Source organism: Wujia chipingensis (genome assembly GCF_014337155.1).
GTDB classification, from domain to species: Bacteria; Bacillota; Clostridia; order Lachnospirales; family Lachnospiraceae; genus Coprococcus_C; species Coprococcus_C hominis.
Genome location: NZ_CP060632.1, coordinates 775,141 through 796,403 on the forward strand (window position 1 = coordinate 775,141; position 21,263 = coordinate 796,403).

The window sequence follows — 21,263 nt, forward strand, 5'->3', positions numbered from 1 at the left end:
TTATGCGGCAGTATGCCCATTTATGTAAACTACTGCCGAACCAGGAGAAAACGCATGGCTTTAAAACACGTAATGATCAACGATATAATTGCAGAACATAGTGCGCGGATGCAGAATCTGAAAAAGTACTATCCGTTTTTCGTGTTGAATGAGACGACTTTTACACAGTACAAGGAAGGTAAGTATGCGTTTTTAGATATGGGATATATCACGATGGCGTCCTTGCGGTTTTTCATCAATGAAAACAATTTCCACGAAAAGGACGTCACGTATGAAGAATATGAGGATTTCCTGCGGGAACTTCTGACGCGGGATTTCAAGCTGGAAGAGGAACTGGTAGAGCTGCGCGAACTGATCTCCTATATTTTTGATAAGATTAAAAATGACGGGCGGGCGTTTGAGTTTCATTTCTATGATCCGGAAGTGCGGGAAAACAAGGTCGCACGCGTGAAGCTGATTGACAGTCATATCGCGCAGGGGACGGTTTATTATACGATTACGCCAGAGGGCATTGAGTTCTATCTGGATACGAAGGAAATCAAAGACGAGAGCAAGATCAATGTATCCCAGTTGTTGCTTGAGAAGATGATCAATGCGAACAACTTCAAGGGCGGTATCGATGTGGTTCGTCGGATCAACAGTCAGGTGATCTCGCTGATTGAGCAGAAGGAGCAGGTCGTAAAGCTGCTTGGAGTGGATGTGTTCGAGGGTGCAAAGGCGTATGAACATTTCATGGACACGACGGCAAAGTGGTTTACCGAAGAGCAGAAATTATTTGTGAAGAACAAGGCGCTGGTCGATAAGGCGATTGAAAAGGCAGAGTTTGAACGCGATACCGATGGAGGTTCACCGACCCTGCATTCGAAGGCACTCTCGGAGATCAGCCAGTTGGAGACAGAGTTAAAGAAAACAATCTACAATCATAGCCGCCTGATCGGTGAGACAACCGAGCTGTCACAGTTGTCCGATCAGATCATCAACCGGGCGAAATTACGGAAATTAAGACCAGTCTTTGATTTTAAGCAGGCGTTAAATACGATCATGAAGCTGGATCAGCCGGATCTGCTGGCACATGTGCTGGAACCGCTGTTTGCGCCGCGGATGGATAAGTATTTCACGATGCGGAACATCGACAATATCCTGACGCTTCGAAGTGATGAGAAGCAGGAGACAGAGAAGATTGAAAAGCGGGAACTGACACCAGATTTCAAGTATGAGGACGAGATTCTGGAGGAGAAGATCGGACGAAACTTCGCCCACCTGTTCTACGAGCTCTGCGATCAGTTGAAGAAGTGGAATCGTGTTACCTTGAAGGAATACAATGGAATCCTTGAAATAAAATTTGGCGAGGAAATCTATACAAACCGCGATTACTATGCGTTCCTGGTACATTTATCCGGGAAGCGGTCGTATCGGGTTGATGAAATGCTCGAGAAGCAGGAAACGATGTTAGAAGAGATGGTCGTCGAACATCTGACAGAGGAAGAAAAGGAACGCATTCGAGATATTCGATTCACAATCACATTTGGAACGGATGAGGTAGAGATCAAACCACAGATGCAGGATATAGAAGCCGTCGAGCCGTTTGTGGTAACGGATATGAATTTTGAAAGGGAGGCAGCCGAGTAATGGAACAGCGAAATCTGGAAAAAGCATTGGATGTATATGCCGCGTTGATTACCGGGCAGGAAATCTCCAGAAGCAATCCGGACACACGGGATCTGTATGAAGAATTTTATGCAAATGCTGCTGTGTACGACATTGTAACCAAGATGATGAAAAAACTGAATTTGAATTTATATGAATATCAGGATGCGGTCTATCTGACTGCCGGTGAGGGAAACCGCGTGTTTGGATATACAAACGATGATATGAAGCGTCTGCTTGGGCTACGGTTAAACCGGGAGCTGTATATGGTATATTTTATCATGTACAATTTCCTGTTACTGTTCTATCAGGATTCCGCATCGTATCAGGTGAAGGAATATGTGCGGCTCGAAGATATTTTAGAGCAGGTAACAACGTATCTTGCGTCAATTACAAAGGATCTGTCTGTGTATTCCATGAGTGATGTGGAAGCGGACAGTTTCAAGTCACTGGCGCTTTTGTGGGATGAGCTTCCACTTGTGACTTCCGATGAGAAGGACAAGAACCGTGCCAGCCGTGCGTCCCGTACCGGATATGTGAAACTGACGTTTAATTTCTTACAGGAACAGAAATTATTTATCGCGGTGGAAGACCGCTATTATCCAACTGACCGTTTCCATGCGATCGTGGAGAACTATTTCGAGGAGTACAAAGGAAAAATTTACAAAGTACTGGGAGGAGAGACAAATGCCTAGTATCAACCGTATTCGTGTCAACAATGTAAAATATAATTTTGGAACGCAGTACTACGATGATTTTACCATGCGGATGTATGGAAAGAACACTTTGTACGATCTGGCAAATGGTGGTGGAAAGAGTGTGCTGATGCTGCTTTTGATGCAGAACATGATTCCAAACTGTACACTCGATGAGAAACAGCCGATTGAAAAGCTGTTTCGTACCGGAAATGGAAATACAACCATCCATTCTCTCGTCGAATGGAAGTTGGATGAGCAGGATCGCAAGGAAGGCTATCGCTATATGACGACGGGATTCTGCGCGCGCAAAGCGAAGGATGTCGAGGGCGAGACGGCGAAGAAGGATGTGGCAGCGATTGAGTATTTCAATTACTGTATTTTCTACCGGGAGTACAATAAAAATGATATTATCAATCTGCCGTTGTCGAAGGACAAAGAGCGCATCACGTTTCAGGGATTGCGGAATTATCTGAAAGAGTTAGAACATCGTGATATGTCACTGAAGGTCTGCATCTTTGACCGGAAGGGTGAATACCAGCGGTTTATCAGCGGATATGGTCTGCATGAGAGCCAGTGGGAGATCATCCGAGGAATCAATAAGACCGAGGGGCATGTGCGTACCTACTTCGAGACGAATTATAAGACGACGCGAAAGGTCGTGGAGGATCTGCTGATCGAGGGCATCATCGAGAAAGCGTATGCAGTAAAGACGATGCGTGACGGCGAGGATTCTGACACAATGGCGAAGATGCTCATGGATATCAAGGAGCAACTTACGATCCTTGCTAAGAAGAAAAAGGATATTACAAGCTATGACCATCAGGCGGAGCTGATCGAGGTGTTGCGGGATAAAGTCGCGTCATTTATGAGTCTGTATCAGGAGCAGACGAATATGGAGAAGCTTCTGGCGGATATCTGCGTGACTGGAGAAGAGTTTGTAAAAAATGATGCCGAGACGCTGGAAAAGCTGGAGCAGACGCGCAATGAGAAGCGTGCGGCAAAGGACGACCAGAGAAAACGGATGGAATGCCTGAAGGTTGCACGGGATAAACGACATCTCGAACAGCTTTACGGACAGATTAAACAGGCGGAAAAACAGCTTGAACTGGAACAGAGCCGTCTGGAGACTGAGCAGGCGGAGTTCGCAAAAAAAGAGAGTATTAACGAGTATCTCGAATATGTGGATGACCGCAGGAAAAAGGATGAACTGGAGGCGTGGGTAAAGGCGCAGATGAATGCGTCAGCCTTTGATGAGACACAGTTATATACCTATGCCTATAATATAAAGATGCGCATGGATGTGCAGATGACGAACCTGCGCAACCAGATTGCAGCCGATACGGAAGAATTAAAGCGTGAGGTCGCAAAGCAGAAATATAATGAGAAGATGCTTGCTGAGATGCAGGTGCAGCAGGCAGTGTATGAGCATAGCAAGCAGGAGGCTGAGACGCAGATCCGGCAGTTATCCGAACAGCTTTCCGCAATCCGTATGGAGATGAATGAGATCCGGTTTACGAAAGTGGATGAGCAGCTTGCAGAGTCCAAAGAGTTACTGGCATCTTTGCAGGAACAGCAGACACAGGAGGAAGCGCTTGTCGCAGATTGCAGGAAAAAGGAAGAAGCGCAGAAGGAACGGCTGATGCAGCTTCGTCTGCAACAGGCAGAAAATGAGAAGCAGCTTGCGGAGCTTCTGACGAAGGAACAGGCATTTGAGGAAGCGGCAGAAAAACTGCATAAGATACAGACAATTTACGGGGCATCCGAGATGGAAGCACTGTCGGATGTGCTGGCAGATCGTATCCGTGATGCGGTGCTCAAGATAGAGGCACTGAAAAAGCAGGGAGTGGAATGCGCCAAGAATGCGGAGCGACTGGCGGAGGGCAGATTGATCGGAGTATCCGAGGCTGCCAAGAAGGTATTGGATTATATTGAGACACGGCATGGAAGTGCAGCTATGTACGGAATGGATTATGTATCGGCTCTGCCGGCGGACAAGCAGGCGGCGGTACTTTCAGCAAATCCACAGCTTGTTTATGGGATTGTGGCAGAGGACTACGATACCCTGGCAGAAGATCCGAATATCCGCACGATTGATACAGGAGAAGTTCCAGTCTATATTTACGACCGTGACCGGATGGAAGACATGGCGATGCATCTCGGAGACAATGTGTTTGCGGTGTCGGCAACACCGGAGTATCTGCTGGATGCCGAGACGATCAGCACACTGGTCGCAAAGGAGCGGCAGCGGGAAACAGAGATTGGCGATCAGCTTGCCATGCAGGAGGAGATGCTTTCTGCATACCGGGAGGATCAGGCATTTTTAATCCGTCTGTCTGACCGGGATCTGTTGGAGGCAGGAAAACGTCTGGCAGATGCAAGAAAGACGGCGACGGAATTAGAGACGCAGCTTACCGCATGCATGGATGAGCTCGAAATAATCCGCAAGAAGATTGCGGCATCGAAAGAAAAACAGGAAAATTGTAAGCAGGAATACGAAGCATGCATACAGGATGTGAACCGGTTATATACCGTGGAGCAGTTAACCTCTGTGATTGCTACACAGGAACAGCGGCAGGCAGAGGCAGAAAAGGCACTGGAGCGTCTGGAAGAACAGAAAGCATCGTTCGTGGCACAGGGCGGAGACAGCCGGCTTGATACAGAGCAAACAGAAGCGAAAATACGTTTCATGCAGGAACAGCTGGATACGCTTGTACGTGAATGGAAAGATAATTATGAGTCTTATTATAATGTCGATCAGGAATACGAAGTATTAACGATTTCGGATGAGGATTTACGGGCGAGATTCCGGACAATGGTTGATGAGAACCGCGGCGATATGCGTGCGATGGAAGATAAGCAGCTCGTGATCGCCACATTGCTTGCTTCGATGGAAAAATCCAGAAAATCAATCGAGCGCAGAGGTGTTGATTTTAAAGAACTGGCAGATCTGGAAAGCCGGAATCTGCTGTATTTCTCGGATGATGCGGTGCTTACCGTATGCCGGGAGAATATTGCACAGACGAAGGAACAGTTAAAGAAAGAGGAACGGCAGCTTTCCGAGATCCGCTCCAAAGCAGATAAGTTAGATGGAAGCATTCAATATGCAATCGAGAATATCCAGAATGGATATGGTTCTTACGAGGAAGTGGATGCAAGTGAGTCAGAGATCATTGCCAGTCTTGAAAGCGGGCAGACATTGCTGGCACGGCTGGAGGCGGAAGCAAAGGCGTGCGACGAAGAGTATCGTACCTATGAGAAACGGCAGCGGTATATGACAGATCTGTATAAGGATGTCAAGCGGATCGTAACGACACATGAGATCAGTCTGGAAGATGCGACACCGATGTTAGAGGATAAAGAGACATTACGGGAGATGTTTGAATCCCAGCTTATGAATTTCGACCGGACATGCAAACAGCTTGACCGTGCGAAAAATGAGCTGCTCAAATTTAAGGGCAATACGGCACAGGCGTTTGATGAGATGCATGCGTATGAGCTTGCGGGAACGATCCGGGACGATGTGCGGATTCCAGAGAATTATGCAGAGGCAAAGGCATTGGTGGACAATCTGGAGTCTATGGTTGGATATGTGCGTCTGGAACGTGACCGTGTGGAGAAGAGTCTGACCGATATGGAGGGGCTCAAAGCAAACTTCGAGGAGCAGTGCCTGCAACGGTGTTTGGATGTGCGGACGGAGCTGGATAAATTACCGAAGCTTTCCCGGATTATCATGGAGGATGAAGTGATCCAGATGGTAGGCTTACAGGTGCCATATGTGAAGGATGAGTTTTTGAAACAGCGGATGTCGGATTATGTAGACCGCATCGTGGCACAGGCAGATGATTATGAGCAGGATCGCGACCGGATGAAATTTATTAGGAACAGTTTGACTTTAAAGAAATTGTTCAGTGTGATTGTAACCGATATGAATGCGATCAAGCTGAGTCTGTATAAGCGGGAAAGAATCAAAGAACAGAGCCGTTATCTGAAATACGAGGAGGCCGTTGGAAGTACCGGACAGTCGCAGGGTATTTATATCCAATTCCTGATTTCCATCATCAATTACATTTCCGGTATGTACCGGATTGGAAATGAGGATACAGGAACAAAGACGATCTTTATTGATAACCCGTTTGGTGCGGCGAAGGATGTGTATATTTGGGAGCCGATCTTCGCATTGCTTGCGGCAAATCATGTACAGCTGATCGTGCCGGCACGTGGGGCAACACCAGCAATCACCGGACGATTCGATGTCAATTATATTTTAGGACAACAGATGGCAGGCGGAAAGCAGCTGACCGTAGTTGTCGATTATACAAGCAAAGTCGAGCAGGAGGAACTTGTTTATCAGGATCTTGAATATGAACAGGTGAGCTTCGATTTTATATAGTAGGGAAAGACAGAGGATAAGTTATGCATTACAAGGAAGTAAAAGCAATTTTATCTCCGCAGAATGGTCTGAATATCTATCGGGGATGCAGTTATTCGTGTGTGTTCTGCGATGCACGCAGTACCTGCCACCGGATGGATCACGAATTTGAAGATATCGAGGTAAAAGCCCATGCTGTGGATATGCTGGAGTATGCATTGAAGAAAAAGCGGACAAGGAGCATGATACAGATCGGTTCTTCGTCGGAGCCGTATATTCCGCTCGAAGAGGAATTGCAACTGGTGCGGCGGTGTCTGAACCAGATCGAGCGGTTTGATTTTGGATTGGTATTACATACACATTCAATGCTTGCACTGCGGGATATTGATATCTTAGATAAGATCAACCGTAAGACCAAATGCATCGTGATCGTGCGGCTGAGTACCTATGATGATTCGCTCGCGAAAAAGTTAGAGCCTGGAACGTCGCTTCCATCAGAGCGGTTTTCGCTGATGCAGCAGCTCACGGAGCGGGGCATCACAGTGATCGTCAACCTGGCACCAATCCTGCCGTTTATCAATGATGACATGGAGAACATACAGGGGTTGTTGTCGTACTGTGTGAAAGCGGGCGTATATGGAATCCTGACGGACAAAATGTGTCCGGTTTTAAGAGAGGGAAACCGGGAGCGGTTTTATCAGCAGCTCTATAAGAATTTCCCGGATATCTACGATCAGTATGAGGCAGTTTACGCAGACGAGAAGACATTGAAGACAAAAAATTATACCGAGATTATGGCGTGCATCCGTGAGACCTGCGAGGCGCATGGAATCCAGTATGATAAGGAAGAACTGCTTCGGTTCACGCGGGAGTATAAGAATAAGACGATTGGAACACAGCTCAGTTTGTTTGACATGATGTAAAAATGGTAGATATATGAGGAGATGGAGAAGATGAGTAAGAGCAAAAAAGAAAGACAACAGGAAAAAAAGGAGCTGAGACAGGCACAGGAGAAGGCGCAGCCAAAACAGCCGCAGGCAGAGAAAAAGCCAGAACCGAAACCAGTAGAAGCAAAGAACGCGCAGCCGGAGACAGCCGCAGATGTGAAGATGAATTTCTATTCCGGCATGTCTATGATCATGACGATTATGGCAGCTGCTTCCGCAGTGGTTGCGATGATTGTAGCAGCAAGAGGATTTTATTATATTCTGCAGACTCTGTATGATGAGACTCAGACCGATATCGTGCTTTTGAGCGATAATCTGGTTGCGGCGGATTTCAGTCCATCGATCCGCATCTTTCTGTATGTGATGGGACTGCTGATGGCGGTACAAGTGGTGTTATCTCTGGTAGGTACGGTAACAGCAATCAATCCAAAGAAGAAACCACTCTTCCCAATCTCCGTTGCGATGACGATACTGGCGGTAGCAACACTGGTGCTTTATTTGATTGGACATTCGAAGACCGGAGATATCGCCAATATGTTCTCCAGAGTGGAGATGCATAAGCAGATCGGACTTTATACGATTTACCTGTATGTGCTGATTGCAAATCTGGTTTGTGCAGTGGTAAATCTGTTTGGACAGATGTATGGTTTGAAGTTGTATAAAAAGACAGGCAGTACCTGTTAGTAAAATAGAAAAAGTGTAGGAGGGTATGAAAATGGCATTTAAGGATTTTGTAAAGACAGTGAAGAGTGAAGCTGGTGACGCAGTGGAGGTTACAAAGCTGAAAGCAAAGATCAGCAAGGAAAAGGCAAATATCAAGGAGACATATGAGGCAATCGGTGAGATCTTCTACAATAAGGTAAAAGAGGGTGCGCAGATGGATCCGGAATTTTCGCCGTTGGTAGAGAAGATTGACGCTGCAAAAGAGTCAATCAAAAACTGCAATGACGAAATTGATCATGTAAAGATGAACTAAAATAAATGAAATAAGAAAGCCGAGGGAAACAAAGATGGACTATAATCAGATGAGCTTGAAGATGCATGAAGAAAATCACGGAAAGCTGGAGGTTGTCTCCAAGGTCGCAATCAATGACCGCGATGACTTAAGCACCGCTTATACACCAGGTGTTGCAGAGCCATGCCGTAAGATTCATGCGAATCCGGCTGACGTATACAAATATACCTGCAAGGCAAATACCGTTGCTGTTGTATCCGATGGTACGGCTGTACTTGGACTTGGCGACATCGGACCGGAGGCTGCGATTCCAGTTATGGAAGGAAAGTCTGTGCTGTTCAAACGGTTTGCAGGCGTGGATGCATTTCCAATCTGTCTGGATACAAAAGATGTCGATGAGATCGTGGAAACAGTAAAGCGGATCGCACCGGTATTCGGTGGTATCAATCTGGAGGATATTTCTGCTCCACGTTGTTTTGAGATTGAGAGCCGTCTGAAGGAAGAGCTGGATATTCCGGTATTCCATGATGATCAGCATGGTACAGCGATTGTTGTATCGGCAGGATTGATCAATGCATTGAAGCTGGTTGGAAAGCCATTTGATAAGGCAAATGTTGTGATCAATGGAGCTGGTTCCGCAGGTATTTCTATCTGCAAGCTGTTGCTCGCACTCGGTATCGGGAATGTTGTACTGGTCGATAAAAACGGAGCACTTTGTCCGGGTGAGGACTGGATGAATCCGGCACAAGCAGCGATGGCAGAGGTGACAAATAAAGATAAGCAGACTGGGGCGCTTGCTGAGATCATGAAGGGCAAGGATGTCTTTATCGGTGTGTCTGCACCGAATATTGTAACTGCAGAGATGGTCGCATCGATGGCAAACGATCCAATCGTATTCGCAATGGCAAATCCAACACCGGAGATCATGCCAGAGGAAGCAAAGAAGGGCGGCGTGCGCGTGATGGCAACCGGTCGTTCTGATTATCCAAACCAGATCAACAACGTGCTTGTATTCCCTGGTATTTTCCGTGGTGCGCTGGATGCGAAGGCAAAGGCAATCACAGAGGAGATGAAGATTGCGGCAGCCAAGGCAATTGCTTCGATCGTAACAGATGAGGAATTAAATGAGGAGTATATCATTCCGGGTGCTTTTGATGAGAGAGTGGCAAAGGTCGTTGCCAAGGCAGTATCGGATGAGGCAAAGAAGCTCGGAATCGTAAAGGAATAAGATAGTTGTAAAGATGCGGGAGGTGTGCAGATGGACGGAATGAGTCAGAAGCTCGAACAGGTGCAGGCGGAAGTAAATAAAGTGATCAAGGGCAAGGAGGATGTTGTAAAGAAGGTTCTTGCTGCCGTGATTGCAGGCGGACATATTCTGATGGAGGATATTCCGGGTGTAGGTAAGACGACGCTTGCAACAACCTTTGCAAAGAGTATGTCAATGCACTATAAGCGTGTGCAGTTTACGCCGGATGTACTGCCGAGTGATATCCTGGGATTTTCCATGTATAACTCTGCCACCAAGGAGTTTGAATACCGGGAAGGTGCGGTATTTACGAATCTGTTCTTAGCGGATGAGATTAACCGAACCTCGCCGAAGACACAGTCCGCATTGCTTGAAGTTATGGAAGAAAAAACGGCGACGGTTGACGGTGTGACCCGGCCGTTGCCAGATCCATTTGTCGTAATCGCAACAGAGAATCCATATGGTTCTTCTGGTACGCAGATGCTGCCGGAATCCCAGCTTGACCGTTTTATGGTGTGTTTGTCCATGGGGTATCCAAGTCATGCAGATGCAGTGGCAATTCTGAAAGGAAATGCAGGGAAACCACTTTCGAAGGTGCAGGAAGTCATCTCGATGGAAGAGGTGCTTGCGTTGCGTGCGATGACAAATGATCTCTATGTGAAAGATGAAATCTATGAGTATATTGTAAATCTGGTGGAGGCAACCCGGACGATGGAGATCTTTTCGATGGGTGCCAGCCCGCGAGGTACGATCGCACTTTTGCGTATGGCAAAGGCAATGGCAGTGATCGACGGCAGAGATTATGTCTGTGCCAAGGATGTGCAGGATGTAGCGCGTGATGTATTAGGACATCGAGTGAAGCTGTCAGCACGTGGAAAGGCACAGGGTATCACAATGCAGCAGGCGATCGGAATGGTGATCGCAAATGTTACAGCACCGAGGGTATAAGGATTGGCAGAATATATTGTTCGGATAATTGGATATGGGTTATTGCTCTTTGTAAATGGGATGATCTACTATTTTCTGCATAGCCAGTTTTATTTTCTGGTGCTTGTGCTGATGGTGGCTGGACCAATCCTTTCCGCAATGTCGGTGTGGGTATTGCGGCATTATTTGCAGGTAGAGATTCATCATGCGCAGGATTCCTATGGGGTACAGGGGGAGACTGCGTATTTTACGATACAGATCAAAAATCCAACGTGGTTTGTCTCGCTGGATACGAAGCTGATCGTAAATGTGGAGAACACTCTGATGGAGACGATCGGGCAACAGGTATTTTCCGTGCCGGTACATGCGGGAAAAGGATATACCCTTACGCTTCCGGTTGTGGCGACGTATCCGGGACTGTTAAAGATCAGTGTGTCACGTGTGTATATCAAAGATCTGATGGGATTTTTTCGATTGAAGAAAAACGTGGAGCAGACGGCGGAGCTTAGTATCCTGCCGCGGGCTGTGACGGATATCGCATATGAAAAGACGGCACTTGAACAGGGCATGTTGGAGAGCGAGGAAAGCTCAAAACGGGGCAATGATTTCTCTGACGTGCAGGAAGTCCGGGAGTATATTCCGGGCGATAAGCTGATGAGTATCCACTGGAAGCTGTCAGCAAAGCGGGATATCCTGATGGTGAAGGATCGCGTGAGTATGTCGGATCACCAGCTTGTGATCGTGCCGGAGCTTTTTATCGATCAACCGGTGAATCTGGCGGCGATTCTGACGATGACGTATTCCGTGATTCTGGAACTGATACAGGAGCAGACGACCGTGCGGCTTTTGTATTGGAGTACAAACCGCTATGAATATGAAGATGTGAGGATTGATTATAAGGAAGAACTAGATGCGGCGTTTGCCCGTTTGTATTATGAGAAGGCATATAAGAATCCGAGTGAAGCGGCAGATCATATGGCACTGGTGCACCCGGAAATGCATGCATATCTGCATGTATTTAGTGATGGACAGGGTGCGCAGATGCAGGTGCGGGAAAATGAGTAGGTTATAATATGGCAAAAAAGAAACATGCAGATACAATTGAATCGATGGAACTGTGCGAGGGTGTGTACCTGCAGGAGGAATTCTTCGAGAAGAAGGAAAACCGGGTGCTTACTCTGTTGTTGAAGGGCTTCATTGTCTATCTTCTTTCGATGGGAAGTATCGGTTTTTATCTGACGGCATTTGACATTTCGTTTCATGTCGGGCTTTGCCATGCTTTGATTTTACTGACATCGCTTGGCTGTGCAATGTTGTATTACCGATTGATGGTGGAAAACCTCGGTTATCTGTTTTTGTTTGTCACCTTTGCATTTCTGGTATTTACATTCCGCGATTACATCAACAGTGGATTTTATGCGATCGTGAACATCACGGTCGATAATGCAGCCCAGTATTTCGATGTGGATATTCAGAGGTTATATGAGGAGAAAATTGGCAACCGGTATGTGACAGTCACGTTTGTGGCACTCTTTATCGGTATTGTGCTTGACATCTTATTAAATGTCTATATTTCCCGACGGATGCAGTATGTGACGGCAATCGTGATTATCATGTGTCTGAATCTGATTCCGCTTTATCTGACGATGGAGCCGGATCTGTTGTATGTGCTTATGATGCTTGCCGGTGTGGCTATGGCGATTATATTTAAGGCGGGAAAGCATTACAGTCCGCAGGTATCAGTCAAGCGGAGCAATGCACAGTTTCAGGTGCAGGGAAAAAAGAAAAAAGAGGTTGCCTATGTCTATGACGTGAAAGCAATGGTGCAGGCAGGGGTACTGGCGGTAGTTACTGCAATACTGGTCGTGACGGCGGCAAGCAGCTTTCGCCCGAAGGAGTCATTTAATGTCGGATACACCGGAAACAAATATAAAGATCTGACAATGGCGGCGATGTCGACGTTACTGGTCGACGGTTTTGAGGGCTTGTATCACAGAACTGGTACCAACGGCGGTGTTGGAGGTGGAAAGCTGGGAGAGGTTTCTACGGTTTATCTGGATAACCAGACCGATCTGGTTGTGAAGATGGCACCATATACATCAAACCGGATCTACCTGAAATCTTTTACTGGCGTCCGATATAACCCATATGCGAACGAGTGGACACCGATGAGTGAAATCCGGAATTATGATGGCATGGACACGAGTGCGGAGGTAAGATCGCTGAAAGAACAATACGAGGAGAACCGTGAGGGCAGTGCCAAAGCAACGATGGAGATTCAGTGTGTGGGTGTGTATCCTCAGTTGTATCAGCCGTATTATACTGCGGACGCAGAAGCGATACGGAACGGTTATACGATCACCTATTATCCGCGTGTGGCAGGAAACCGTGCATCCGTGACGTCAGAGTCTGTGGCGTATAATGATATGGATCTGTATGTGCCGGAGGAGAATTTAGAGGCGGTGTCACAGGTTGCATCGGAGCTTGGAACAATCGGAACGACAGATCATGTGATCGAGGAACTGAAAAATTATTATCAGGAGAATTATCCGTATACCGTCCGTCCGGGAAAGACACCAAAGAAAAAGGATTTTGTCAACTATTTCCTGTTGGAAAATAAGAAAGGCTATTGTTCTTATTTTGCAAGTGCGGCGGTGCTGATCTTCCGATACATGGGAATTCCGGCACGGTATGTGGAAGGTTATGCGATTGATTACGATCAGATATTAAGTGGCGAGCTGGTCGATGGCGCGGATTATGCAGATTATTATGATGGCTATTCTGAGATTGGTGAGACTGCATATGTAAAAGTGGATGTGACTGATGCCGATGCACATGCATGGGTGGAGGTGTACGATCCGGTAATCGGCTGGTATCCGGTGGATGTGACACCGTCGTCAAGCGACGATGAGGATATCACGAATTTCTGGGATGAGTTTGCAGATTTCATGGGCGGCGACGAAAGTGGTTCCGATACGGTTACAGAGAATGGAAATGCACTGACGATTCCGGACAATCTGATGCGGAATATCGTGTATGGACTGGCTGTGATCGCTGCTGGATTTGTTGTATTTCTGCTTGGAAAACAGTTTGTACTATGGATGTTATTCTATATCCGATTTGCCAAAGCTTCCTATAATGATAAGCTGATCTTATATTACAGCCGGATGGTGAAACGTTACGAGAAACGGCATACGGAGTTTGCAACATGTAAAAACTATGAGAATCAAATCCAATATATGCTTACCCATATGGCACAGGGAGAGGCGAGAACAGAGTTGGAACCGCAAGCCGGAACAGTAATTGAAATCTTGAACATCGCGGGCTTCTCGAATCAGTCCGTGGAAGAAGCAACCTATAAAAAGACGCAGGAATATCTGAAGAAACTGCGGCGGGCAGCAGAAAAATAGACATGCAGGAAATTGCATGTCTGTTTTTTTCTAAATTTTTCTAATTTTCCTTTGAAAACCTATTGACTTTGTAGGAATTGAGTAGTAATATCTTCTCAACGAATGCATACTATTCCTACTAAATAGGTATGAAATGTAGGAAATGGCAAAAATAGAAACGAAAAAGAAAAGGAGAAAACAAAGATGAAGATTGCAAAACAGTTAACCGAATTGATTGGAAATACTCCGCTTCTGGAGCTTACAAATTACGAGAAGGAGCAGGACTTAAAGGCAAAGATCGTAGTCAAGCTTGAGTACTTCAACCCACTTGGAAGTGTGAAGGATCGTGTCGCAAATGCGATGATCGAGCAGGGAATCAAGGATGGCAAGATCAATCAGGATACGATCATCATTGAGCCGACAAGCGGTAACACCGGAATCGGTCTTGCATTTGTATGTGCGGCAAAGGGACTGCATCTGATCCTGACAATGCCGGATACGATGAGCGTGGAGCGTCGGAAGATCGTAGGTGCACTTGGCGCAGAAATTGTCCTGACACCTGGACGCGATGGCATGAAGGGAGCAATCGCCAAGGCAGAGAGTCTGAAGGAGGAATATGGAAATGCATTTATTCCACAGCAGTTTGAGAATGCTGCAAATCCAGCCATCCATAAGGCAACGACAGCACAGGAGATCTGGAATGATACAGACGGACAGGTTGACATCTTCGTATCAGCCGTAGGTACAGGCGGAACCGTAACAGGAACCGGACTTGGGCTGAAAGAGAAAAATCCGGATGTGAAGGTGGTTGCAGTAGAGCCTGCAAGCTCCCCGGTTCTTTCCGGAGGAAAGCCGGGTCCACATAAGATTCAGGGTATCGGTGCCGGATTCGTACCAGATGTGCTTCGTATGGATATCTTAGATGAGATCATCCCGGTAGAAAACGATGCAGCATTTGAGACATCCAGAGATGTAGCAAGAACCGATGGCGTACTCGTTGGTATCTCTTCCGGAGCTGCACTGTTCGCTGCAACCGAGCTTGCAAAGCGTCCGGAGAATGAAGGAAAGACAATCGTTGTATTGCTTCCGGATACCGGGGAGAGATATTTATCAACTTCACTCTTTGTATAAAAAAGGAACATTATGAAGAAAAAACTGATGCTCGGACTCCTTGCATTTGCGCTCCTTCTGACCGGATGCGGAAAGCAGGAGGACGGGACAATCCGAATTACAAATGTGTCATATGATCCGACGCGGGAATTCTATGAAGCATATAATCAGATGTTCGAGGAACATTATCAGGATACATATGGCGAGACTGTGGAGGTTATCCAGTCGCATGGTGGTTCCGGTGCACAGGCGCGATCCGTCGTGGAGGGCTGTAATGCGGATGTTGTAACACTCGCACTCGAACATGATATTACACTGATCCAGAATACCGGATTGATCGATGCGGGATGGAAAGAGGAATTCAGCGATGATTCCTCTCCATATACATCGACCATCGTATTCCTTGTAAGAAAGGGTAACCCGAAGCAGATTCAGGATTGGAATGATCTGATCCGTGAGGATGTGGAGGTTATTACGCCCGACCCGAAGAGCAGCGGTGGCGCGTGCTGGAATTTCTTGGCTGCTTTAAGCTATGCGAAGACGGTAAATAAGGAAGAATCTGGGCAACAGGATTTCATGCGGAAGTTATACAGCCGGGTTTCTGTGATGGATTCCGGTGCCAGAGGCGCTACAACGACCTTCGTAGAGAACAAAAAGGGCGATGTGCTTGTGGCATGGGAGAATGAGGCAATCACAATCCAGAATTCTTATGCCGGTGAATATGAGATCATCAATCCTTCCGTCAGTATACTGGCACAGCCGAGTGTGGCAATCGTCGATGACAATGCAGATGCCAACGGCACGCAGGAAGTAAGCAGGCAGTATCTTGAATATCTGTACAGTGATGAGGCACAACGGTTGATCGGAACCTATGGATATCGTCCGGCCGATGCAGAAATCCTGAAGGAATATGCAGATAAATTTGAACTGACTATCGATCTGTGGAGTATCGATGACTTTGGCGGATGGGACAACGCCTATGAAACGTATTTCGATGATGGTGCATTGTTCGATCAGATCTATAACCATTCGTAGAGGAAAGAGTACAAAAGCGATGAAGAAAGCAAAAAAGACGCGTGTGATTCCGGGATATCATCTGACATTTGGAATCGTAATTACATTATTATCCCTGATCGTACTGATCCCGCTTGCATCGGTGCTTGTCTATGCACTGAAGCTTTCGCCGGGGGAGTGGTTCCGGCTTATCATGAAGGAAAATGTGAGAAATGCATTTCTGACAAGTGTTGGATGTTCCTTCCTGGCAGCTGTGATCAATACCGTGTTTGGATTGATCCTTGCATGGACACTTGTCAAATATGAGTTTCCGGGGAAGAAGCTGTTAGATGGATTCATCGAGCTGCCGTTTGCGCTTCCGACTGCGGTTGCAGGTATCACGCTTTCAAAGCTTTTTACGGACAGTGGATTTTACGGGAAGATATTCGCGAAGCTTGGAATCCGGATCGCTTATACGAAGGCAGGACTTGTGATTGCTCTGATCTTTGTCGGAATCCCGTTTGTTGTGCGGGCGGTGCAGCCGGTATTAGAGAAGATGGACGGACAGTATGAGGAAGCAGCATTCATGCTTGGCGCAAGCCGCAGGAAAACATTTCTTGCTGTGATCCTTCCGGAGTTACGACCGGCACTGCTGACCGGATTCGGGCTGGCATTCGCCAGAGGCATCGGAGAGTACGGAAGTGTCATCTACATATCGGGAAACAGCGCGAAGGACAAGACGCAGGTCATCTCGTATGTGATCATGCAGAAGCTTGGAATGATCGATTATGAGAGCGCCACAGCGATTGCACTGCTGATGTTAATTATATCGTTTGTATTGTTGTTATTTATCAATATCGTTCAGGCGAGACAATCTGCCAGAACGAATCTGCTTTAATTAGTGTCCATGGGACGAAGTCCCATATTAGGATGACGCTGACAATCTGCCGCCGAACGGATGTGAGGGGCGATACATTAGGAAGGAGGAACCAGCATGAGTGAAAATGAGAAATTAGAGCGAAGCAGACGCCGGACAAAAATCATACTGATCACAATTACGGTACTGTTTATCGTGTTGATGCTGGTTGTGCCATTACTTTCTGTAATCGTCAATTCCCTGCGGGAGGGATTCACATTTTACATTGAGTCAATCTCGACAGAATATGTGCGTCACTCGCTACTTGTGACGCTGCTTGCAACCGGCATTGCGGTTGTAGTGAATACGATATTCGGAATCTGCGCCGCATGGCTGCTCACGAAGTTTTCCTTCCGGGGCAAACAGATTCTTGCAACTTTGATTGATATCCCATTTTCGATATCGCCGGTCATCGTAGGACTTGCCTACCTGATGACCTTCGGCAGACTTGGATGGTTCTACCCGGTGCTCCGGGCGTTTAATCAGCATTTTGGAACGGATGTGAGAATCGCATTTGCAATTCCGGGCGTAGTGCTCGCCACAGTATTTGTCACATTTCCGTTTGTCTCAAGAGAAATCATCCCGGTATTAAATGTACAGGGAAAGGATGAGGAAGAAGCCGCTGCACTGATGGGCGCAAAGGGATTCACGATATTTCGAAAGATCACATTCCCACATATGAAATGGGGACTGATCTACGGCATCATCCTCTGTACGGCGCGGGCACTGGGAGAGTTCGGTGCGGTGAATGCGCTCTCGAAGACGAGAGGCGAGACATTCACCCTGCCGCTTGAGATCGATGCCCTGTATATGTCAGGCACGAAGACCTCGATCACCGCGGCATTTGCGGTATCTTCGATTCTTGTGATCTTAGCGATCATCTTACTGATCGCAAGAAATATTATCGAGCATAGAGGAAAAGAGAAGGAGCCGAAAGGAACAAGGTAGAGACTATGTATGTGGAAATGAAAAATATCTATAAAAAATATGGTGATTTCCTTGCATCGGACAATGTGAGCTTCGGCGTCGAGAAAGGAAAGCTGGTCGCTCTGCTTGGACCATCCGGAAGCGGAAAGACAACTCTTCTCCGGATGATCGCAGGACTGGAGAATCCAAACGAAGGTGATATATTTATTGACGGCAAGCGCGTCAATGATATCCCGGCGTCAAAACGTGGAATCGGATTCGTATTTCAGAGCTACGCACTGTTCCGGTATATGACGGTGTATGAGAATGTCGCATTTGGATTGGAGCTTCAGAAGATGCCGAAGAAACAGATCAAGGAACGTGTGACCGGGCTGTTATCGCTGACCGGACTTGCCGGCATGGAGAAGCGGTATCCGAATCAGCTATCCGGTGGACAGCGGCAGCGGGTGGCATTCGCCAGAGCATTAGCTCCGAATCCACAGGTACTGTTGTTGGACGAACCATTTGCAGCGATTGACGCGAAGGTGCGGACCGAGCTTCGGACATGGTTAAAAGAGATGGTTACAAAGCTTGGTATCACAAGTATCTTCGTCACACATGATCAGGATGAGGCGGTCGAGGTTGCGGATGAGATTATCATCACGAACCACGGCGTGGTTGAGCAGATGGGAACACCGCTAGAGATCTACAAATCCCCGGATACCCCATTTGTGGCACAGTTTATCGGACGGTCATCTGTAGTGGAAGATTATGACCGGCTGAAAGGATTTGAACGAATCCCACATGCAGACAAGGCGGTGATCCGGCCGGAGTTCGTGAAGATCTCGAAGAGTGGAAAGCTCGATCAGTATATCAGTGCTGCGGAGCTTGGGACGGTCAAGGAAGTGATCTTCAAGGGAAACCGCATGGATGTGGTTGTGGATATCAACGGAATTGAGGTAACCGGTGAGCGGTCGCTCGAAAAAGATCTCGTATCCGTCGGGGAGACGGTACATGTGCTGATCTACCGGTTATATGTATTTGATGAAGAAAAGACGTATTTGTTAGAGAATAAAGAGATGCAGGAGCAGGATGTATTCTACATCTAGTGCAAAGGAAAACTGGAAGGGAGTTGCTTATGAATATCGAGAACACAGAGCTTCTTCATACGGACGTGCTGATCATCGGTGGCGGAACCGCCGGATGCTATGCGGCACTTACCGTAAGGGAGAATTCCGATTACAAGATCATCATAGCGGAAAAGGCGAACATCAAGCGGAGCGGATGCTTAGCTGCCGGTGTCAACGCAATCAATGCTTATATTGTAAAAGGCAGAAAGCCGGAAGATTATGTGGAGTATGCGAAGAAGGACGCGGACAACATCGTGCGGGAGGATCTGCTTCTCACGATGTCCGAGGGCTTGAACCGTGTGACGGCGAAGATGGAACAGCTTGGACTGGTCATCTTAAAGGATGAGAATGGAGAGTACGTCGCCAGAGGTAACCGGAACATCAAGATCAACGGAGAGAACATGAAACCGCTTCTCGCATCGGCAGTGGAAGCACTTCCGGATGTCACGATCTTAAACCGGGTGAATATCACTGATTACTTAATCGAAGATAATGAGATCAAAGGTGCGATTGGATTTTCCATCGAGGAACAGAAAGTCTATGTGATCCGGGCGAAGAAAGTGCTTTGCGCAACCGGAGGTGCGGCTGGTCTGTACCGACCGAACAATCCGGGCTTTTCGAGACATAAGATGTGGTACCCGCCATTTAATACCGGAGCGGGATTCGCGATGGGGATCCTCGGTGGTGCCGAGATGACAACGTTCGAGATGCGGTTTATCGCCCTTCGTTGTAAGGACACGATCGCACCGACCGGAACGATCGCACAGGGCGTTGGCGCGAAACAGGTCAATGCACTTGGTGAGGTATATGAGACAAAATACGGACTGACGACTTCCGAGCGTGTATATGGCACGGTGATGGAGAATTTGCAGGGCAGAGGTCCTTGTTATCTTCGTACCGAAGGTATTTCAGAGGAACAGAACGAATCGCTGAAAAAGGCGTATTTGAACATGGCACCGAGCCAGACGCTGAAATGGCTAGAATCCGGCAGGAAGCCGAGTGAGCAGAATGTTGAGATCGAAGGAACCGAGCCGTATATTGTAGGCGGACATACCGCGAGTGGCTACTGGGTTGACACGAACCGCCAGACGACAATCAATGGATTATATGCAGCCGGGGATGTGGCAGGTGGATGTCCACAAAAATATGTGACAGGCGCGATGGTCGAGGGAGAGATTGCGGCGAAGCATATCGTACAGATGCTTGACGAGCAGGCAGGTACATCGGATGAGAGATCCGCAGATGAGACATTCGATGCAAAGCTTCAGACGGTTGTGGATGATAAGATCACCGAATACAGCCATTACCTGAACAATCCATCCGGGATGTTTACAACAGAGGCACTTGAGGAAGCAATGCAGAAGGTCATGGATAATTATGCAGGCGGAATCTCCACCCATTACCAGTTCAACGCGAAGCAGTTAGAGCTGGCAAAGCAGAAGATCAAGCAGCTGCAGGAGCTTCTGCCAGATGTGAAGGCGGACGACATGCACGAGTTGATGTTTGTCTATGAGCTGAGGGAGCGATTGGTTGTATGCTTATCCGTGATTGCGCATCTTGAGGCAAGAAAAGAGACACGCTGGCACAGCTTCGCAGAGAATCTGGATTATCCGGAGAAGAGCGATGCGTGGTTAAAATATGTAAACTCCAGATACGAGGACGGCGAGATTAAAATCATCTTCCGTGACTTAGTAGGAAGGGAGGAAGCTTATGAGCATCTTCATTGATAAAGAAAAATGTAAGAAATGTGGCAAATGTGCAGCTGTCTGTCCGGGCAGCCTGATCGGTAAGAATCCGGATGGAACCGCATGCATGCGCTACCCGAAAGACTGCTGGGGCTGTTCTTCATGCATCAAGGAATGTAAGTTCGGTGCGATCGCCTTATACCTTGGCGCAGACATCGGCGGCATGGGAAGTAAGATGACCGTGAATGCAGAGGACGGCAAACTTTATTGGAACATCGAGAAACGGGATGGCACAACCGAACAGGTTGTGATCAATCAGAAGGAATCGAACAAGTATTAGATCGA

The 21,263-nt window shown here is 47.3% G+C and carries 17 protein-coding genes; all 17 read left to right on the forward strand.

Annotation, left to right across the window (positions count from 1 at the left end; genetic code table 11):
* Positions 1-54 precede the first annotated feature (54 nt).
* Complete coding sequence (locus H9Q76_RS03745; protein WP_021984398.1) at positions 55-1,629, forward strand: hypothetical protein; 1,575 nt, start codon at positions 55-57, stop codon at positions 1,627-1,629.
* Positions 1,629-2,342 carry a DUF6063 family protein gene (locus H9Q76_RS03750; protein ID WP_021984397.1) on the forward strand — a complete coding sequence of 238 codons (714 nt, stop codon included), beginning with the start codon at positions 1,629-1,631 and terminating at the stop codon, positions 2,340-2,342. The genes H9Q76_RS03745 and H9Q76_RS03750 overlap by 1 nt, the downstream gene beginning before the upstream one ends.
* Positions 2,335-6,735: a coiled-coil domain-containing protein gene (locus H9Q76_RS03755; protein ID WP_249321684.1), complete on the forward strand. Its 4,401-nt coding sequence runs from the start codon at positions 2,335-2,337 to the stop codon at positions 6,733-6,735. Before H9Q76_RS03750 ends, H9Q76_RS03755 begins: the two co-directional genes overlap by 8 nt.
* Before the next feature lie 23 nt (positions 6,736-6,758).
* Positions 6,759-7,637 carry an SPL family radical SAM protein gene (locus tag H9Q76_RS03760; protein WP_021984395.1) on the forward strand — a complete coding sequence of 293 codons (879 nt, stop codon included), beginning with the start codon at positions 6,759-6,761 and terminating at the stop codon, positions 7,635-7,637.
* Positions 7,638-7,667: 30 nt separating this feature from the next.
* Positions 7,668-8,345, forward strand: a complete 678-nt coding sequence (locus tag H9Q76_RS03765; RefSeq protein ID WP_117780293.1) for a hypothetical protein — start codon at positions 7,668-7,670, stop codon at positions 8,343-8,345.
* Positions 8,346-8,376: 31 nt separating this feature from the next.
* A complete protein-coding gene (locus H9Q76_RS03770; RefSeq protein ID WP_021984393.1) occupies positions 8,377-8,637 on the forward strand; it encodes a hypothetical protein in 261 nt (86 codons plus the stop codon).
* Between the two features lie 34 nt (positions 8,638-8,671).
* Positions 8,672-9,844, forward strand: coding sequence for an NAD(P)-dependent malic enzyme (locus H9Q76_RS03775; protein WP_021984392.1), 1,173 nt, complete (start codon positions 8,672-8,674; stop codon positions 9,842-9,844).
* Positions 9,845-9,874: 30 nt separating this feature from the next.
* Entirely contained in the window at positions 9,875-10,810 is a 936-nt protein-coding gene (locus tag H9Q76_RS03780) for an AAA family ATPase (protein WP_227573444.1), read from the forward strand.
* A gap of 3 nt (positions 10,811-10,813) precedes the next feature.
* Positions 10,814-11,854: a DUF58 domain-containing protein gene (locus tag H9Q76_RS03785; RefSeq protein ID WP_021984390.1), complete on the forward strand. Its 1,041-nt coding sequence runs from the start codon at positions 10,814-10,816 to the stop codon at positions 11,852-11,854.
* An 8-nt stretch (positions 11,855-11,862) separates the two neighbouring features.
* Positions 11,863-14,199 carry a transglutaminase-like domain-containing protein gene (locus tag H9Q76_RS03790; protein ID WP_117780295.1) on the forward strand — a complete coding sequence of 779 codons (2,337 nt, stop codon included), beginning with the start codon at positions 11,863-11,865 and terminating at the stop codon, positions 14,197-14,199.
* A gap of 183 nt (positions 14,200-14,382) precedes the next feature.
* Entirely contained in the window at positions 14,383-15,309 is a 927-nt protein-coding gene (cysK, locus tag H9Q76_RS03795; RefSeq protein WP_021984388.1) for a cysteine synthase A, read from the forward strand.
* A 12-nt stretch (positions 15,310-15,321) separates the two neighbouring features.
* Complete coding sequence (locus tag H9Q76_RS03800; RefSeq protein WP_117780296.1) at positions 15,322-16,323, forward strand: sulfate ABC transporter substrate-binding protein; 1,002 nt, start codon at positions 15,322-15,324, stop codon at positions 16,321-16,323.
* Positions 16,324-16,342: 19 nt separating this feature from the next.
* Positions 16,343-17,179 (forward strand): sulfate ABC transporter permease subunit CysT, encoded by an 837-nt coding sequence (cysT, locus tag H9Q76_RS03805; RefSeq protein WP_021984386.1) that lies wholly within the window; start codon positions 16,343-16,345, stop codon positions 17,177-17,179.
* A gap of 96 nt (positions 17,180-17,275) precedes the next feature.
* Positions 17,276-18,145 (forward strand): sulfate ABC transporter permease, encoded by an 870-nt coding sequence (locus tag H9Q76_RS03810; protein ID WP_118671332.1) that lies wholly within the window; start codon positions 17,276-17,278, stop codon positions 18,143-18,145.
* Positions 18,146-18,150: 5 nt separating this feature from the next.
* Positions 18,151-19,212 (forward strand): ABC transporter ATP-binding protein, encoded by a 1,062-nt coding sequence (locus H9Q76_RS03815; RefSeq protein WP_249321685.1) that lies wholly within the window; start codon positions 18,151-18,153, stop codon positions 19,210-19,212.
* 29 nt (positions 19,213-19,241) lie between these two features.
* Entirely contained in the window at positions 19,242-20,960 is a 1,719-nt protein-coding gene (locus H9Q76_RS03820; protein ID WP_249321687.1) for an adenylyl-sulfate reductase subunit alpha, read from the forward strand.
* Positions 20,944-21,258, forward strand: coding sequence for a 4Fe-4S dicluster domain-containing protein (locus H9Q76_RS03825; protein ID WP_021984382.1), 315 nt, complete (start codon positions 20,944-20,946; stop codon positions 21,256-21,258). The genes H9Q76_RS03820 and H9Q76_RS03825 overlap by 17 nt, the downstream gene beginning before the upstream one ends.
* The last annotated feature ends 5 nt before the right edge of the window (positions 21,259-21,263 follow it).